We start from the raw sequence: 4,228 nt of genomic DNA, 5'->3' as shown, positions 1-4,228 counted from the left end.
CTAAATAACCCCGAAATTGAAAAAGTTTATGCTGGAATGAATGGGATTAGCGGTATTTTGAAGGAAAAGCTTTTTGATTTGACCAGGGAATCTAAGGATGAAATCGAGAGAATACCATACACTCCGGGAGCCATATTTGGTTCTTGCAGAAAGAAGCTGAAGACTGAAGAAGAGTTCAAAAGGCTTTTTGAGATATTTGAAGCACATAATATTGGATATTTTCTTTACAACGGTGGCAACGATTCTATGGAAACAGTTCACCAAATAGCGATAAAGGCAAAAGAGCTTGGATATGATCTTAAAGCCATCGGTATTCCCAAAACCGTGGATAATGACCTGATGCACACGGACCATTGCCCGGGGTATGGTTCAGCGGCAAAGTTCACAGCCATTTCAATTCTCGAAGCAACCAGAGATCTGGAATCGATGCATACTGATTCAACTCAGGTTTTCATTCTTGAATCAATGGGGCGCTATGCGGGCTGGCTTGCCGCTTCAGGAGCTCTTGCAAATATGAACGGGGAACGTGGCCCTCAGATTTTCCTTCTTCCCGAGGTTCCCTTCGACGAAGAAAAGTTCCTCTCCAAGGTTGAAGAAGTCATAGCAAGAGATGGTTACTGTAGCATAGTCGCTGCTGAAGCATTGAAGGATTCTGAAGGAAACTACATCTCCACCGAAGATTATCTCGATGCCTTTGGCAATGTTCAGCTTGGCAAGATAGGCATATATCTTCAGAAGTTAATTCGCCAGCACCTTGGCAGGAAAGTTCACACTGCTTTACCGGATTACCTTCAGAGATCTTCAAGGCATGTCGCAAGTCTCACAGACTGGCAGGAAGCCATAGAGGTCGGAGCAGCGGCGGTTAAGTTTGCTATCATGGATGGTTTGAGCGATATTATGGTTTCCATTATAAGGGATAATGATTCTCCTTATTTAAGGCATTACGAACCTGTCGAACTTGCCGGTGTCGCTTCTGCAGTGAAATACCTTCCGGGAGAATTCATTTCATATGACGGCTTTAGCGTGACATCAGCGTTTGTAGAATATGCCAGACCTTTAATTGAAGGGGAAGCCCCGGTTAACTATATGAGAGGGATTCCCCTTTACGCAAGATTGAAAAAAGTTCCCATTGAAAAGAAGCTGAAGGGCTAAATTCTTCAGTCGGTTTCAAGAACAGCGGCAACCTCCTTCAAGAGGGAAATTATCGGGAGGTTCTGAGGGCACTTCGGTTCACAAGTACCACATTCGACACAGTTTGAAGCCCTCTGTTCGGGTTTTGAAAAGTTCATATAAGCCCACTTAGCCCCTTTTAGGTCGTCGAACATAAATGCATTGTTATATTGCTGAAAGGCGTAGGGAATATTTACACCATTTGGACATGGAAGGCAGTATTCGCATGCGGTACAATTGATCTTGATCCTGTCCAGAAAGATTTTTCTGACTCTGTCAATTATTTCTATCTCTGCCTCTTTAAAAGAATTTTCTTTCCCATCATCTGCCGTTTTGATGTTCTCTATAACTTGTTCCAGAGTTGACATTCCACTGAGAAGCAAAGAAACTTCAGGATGATTCCAGACCCATCTGAGAGCCCAATATGCCGCTGTCCTTCCCAGAGTATTTAGCAACTTCAGTGCTTCCTTAGGTACATTATTTGCGAGTTTTCCACCTCTCAGGGGTTCCATGATCACCACACTTATGCCTTTCTTTGCAGCGTAATTCAGGCCTTCCTGTCCCGCTTGGTAATCGGTGTCAAGGTAATTGTACTGGATCTGGCATAAATCCCAGTCATAACCGTCAATGATTTCCTTAAAAACCTCTACGTTGTCATGAAAAGAGAAACCCACATGCCTGATTTTTCCTTCTGAAAGCGCTTGGTTGAGAAAAGTGTCAAAGCCGAGTTTTTTCATATTTTCCCATTTGTTTTTGTCAAGAGCGTGTAGCAGGTAAAAATCGATGTAGTCTGTTTTAAGCCTTTGAAGCTGTTCATTCAGGTATCTATCCATATCTTCTCTTGTTTTAACAAGCCAGGTTGGAAGTTTTGTTGCCAGAAATATCTTCTTCCTGTATCCGGTTTTTTTCAGGAATTCCCCAATGAAAGGTTCACTTTCCCCGTTATGATAAGGATAAGCAGTATCGAGATAATTAACGCCATGTTCAATGGCATAAGAAAGCATTTCAGAAGCCTTTTTCCTGTCAATTTTTCCATCAACAGTAGGGAAGCGCATACATCCAAAGCCCAGTATGGAAACTTTTTCTCTCGCTTTGCATATTTCTCTGTAAAGCATATCAATTCTACCCCCATTTCATTTATTCTAAATTAGAGTGATATAATCAATTTAACAGGAGGCAAATATGGGTTCAGGGAGAAAACTTTTTCTTACTGTCTTTCTTTTTTTATTATACGCTTTGAACATCTTTGCAGGAAATCTTCTATTCGGTGGCGACAGCAATTATCCTCCTTATGAGTACATAGATGAATCTGGAAATATCACAGGATTCAATGTAGAGCTTGCCAGAGCAATAGCAAAGGTTACAGGGCTCGAGATTGAAATACGTTTAGACGAATGGGGGAAAATCCGTTCTGATTTTGATGATGGAAAGCTTGATGGGCTTCTTGGAATGGCTGTAACACCCCAGAGAGCAGAGCAATTCGATTTTTCTGTTCCGCATAACACCCTCTATATGACGCTATTCTTTCGAAAAGGCACCAAAAAACCCGATTCAGAATCCGATCTTCACAATAAAGCCATTGTTGTTCAACGAGGTGGGGTAATGCATGATTACCTTCTCGAAAAACATATTACAGACCAGATCATCACCGTTGAGGCTCCTCTAGAAGGGTTGAAAGTTCTTTCAAAAGGTGTTGGATATTATGGCATTTTTGGCAAGTATCAGGCCCTATATCTGATAAAAGAATATAACTTAAAAAATCTCGCTTTTTCTGACTGGGTTATTTACGAACGGGATTATGCTTTTGCTGTACAAAAGGATAATGTAGCTCTTTTGAACAAACTCAACAAAGGGTTGCTTTTGCTGATTAAAAATGGCGAATATAATAAACTTTATGAAAAATGGTTTGGACCATTAGATTGGAAAGCTGTTTACGGTGGAAGAATTGTGAAAATCCTATACTATGCATTTGCCATCCTTGCTTTGGTCACATTGCTAATCCTCTTTTGGAGCTGGTTCCTGAAAAAAATGGTAAAGCAAAGAACATTGGATTTGAATGAAAAGCTCAAAGAAAACCGCATTTTAAAGGAAAAAGCGGAAAGACTTCATGATATTGCCCTGCAAATGGAAAAGTGCAAAACGGAGGAAGAAGTTTATGACCTTATTGTCAACGCGGCAAGAAGCATTCTCAGCTTTGATGTTTACAGCTTAGATATCCTGGAAGGCGAAGAGTTAGTGGTAAAAAGAAAATCTCCAGAAATAGACTGCCCTTTGCGGGCACCTAAAGATAAAGGTATAGCGGGCAAAACCCTTTTAACTAGTAAAACTATCATGATAGATGATATCAAAAGCACTCCTGAAGCCAGGCCTGTAAACGATAAAATCAAATCAGCCATAAGTGTTCCGATCGGTGAATACGGTATTTTTCAAACCATATCTTATAAACCTTCTGCGTTTACAAAATATGACGTAAGAATGGCTGAGCTATTAGCACTTCATGCAGCTGAGGCGATACGCAGAATAAGGGTTCAAAAAAGAGAGCGCTATCTTGCTTTTCATGATAGTCTTACGGGGTTGTATAACCGAGCCTTTTTGGAGGAAGAGCTCAACCGACTTGATACAGAGAGGAATTTGCCCATAAGTATCATTTTTATAGATGTAAATATGCTTAAAACCGTAAATGATACGTATGGACATTTTACCGGTGATAATTATCTCGAAGAAATAGCAAAAGCCATCAAAGAATCCTGCCGACATGAGGACCTCGTGGTTCGCTGGGGCGGGGACGAATTTGTGATTCTACTCATCAAAACAGAACGGGAAAAGGCAAAAGAAATCGTTAAGAGAATAGAGATGAAATTGACAAAGATCAATCACTTCCCAGTTCAGGTATCCGTAGCAGCCGGCACAGCAACAAAAACGCTTCCCGATGAAGATATCCAGCAGATACTTCGGGAAGCGGAAAAAAACATGTATGAAAACAAAAGACTTTTCAAGGTTCAGTTGCAGAAAACAAAGGCTTCAGATGAAGCTTAGCTTGCCCTCTGAACAGAAACCC

Annotated in this window: 3 protein-coding genes; 2 read left to right on the top strand and 1 reads right to left on the bottom strand. The window is 40.9% G+C overall.

Annotated features, from left to right (window positions below; translation table 11 throughout):
* The coding region (locus tag AC3LHT_RS09265) for a 6-phosphofructokinase (protein ID WP_488662689.1) at nt 1-1,152 on the top strand (1,152 nt) is incomplete at its 5' end.
* 5 nt (nt 1,153-1,157) lie between these two features.
* Here the strand turns inward: AC3LHT_RS09265 and AC3LHT_RS09260 are convergent.
* Complete coding sequence (locus AC3LHT_RS09260) at nt 1,158-2,285, bottom strand: aldo/keto reductase (protein WP_290644823.1); 1,128 nt, start codon at nt 2,283-2,285, stop codon at nt 1,158-1,160.
* Nucleotides 2,286-2,352: 67 nt separating this feature from the next.
* Here AC3LHT_RS09260 and AC3LHT_RS09255 point away from each other — a divergent pair, with 67 nt between their 5' ends.
* The gene (locus AC3LHT_RS09255; protein ID WP_488662688.1) at nt 2,353-4,206 is read left to right on the top strand and encodes a diguanylate cyclase domain-containing protein; all 1,854 of its coding nucleotides are present in this window, start codon (nt 2,353-2,355) and stop codon (nt 4,204-4,206) included.
* Nucleotides 4,207-4,228 lie beyond the last annotated feature (22 nt).

The sequence above is a fragment of the Kosmotoga sp. genome, assembly GCF_982836095.1.
The sequence above is the reverse complement of the archived record's forward strand: the minus strand, read 5'-3'. Positions and strand labels throughout refer to the sequence as shown.

Excerpts from the sequence above, each read along its gene's own strand:
- AC3LHT_RS09260 (WP_290644823.1), bottom strand. The coding sequence starts at position 2,285 with ATGCTTTACAGAGAAATATGCAAAGCGAGAGAAAAAGTTTCCATACTG.
- AC3LHT_RS09255 (WP_488662688.1), top strand. The coding sequence starts at position 2,353 with ATGGGTTCAGGGAGAAAACTTTTTCTTACTGTCTTTCTTTTTTTATTA.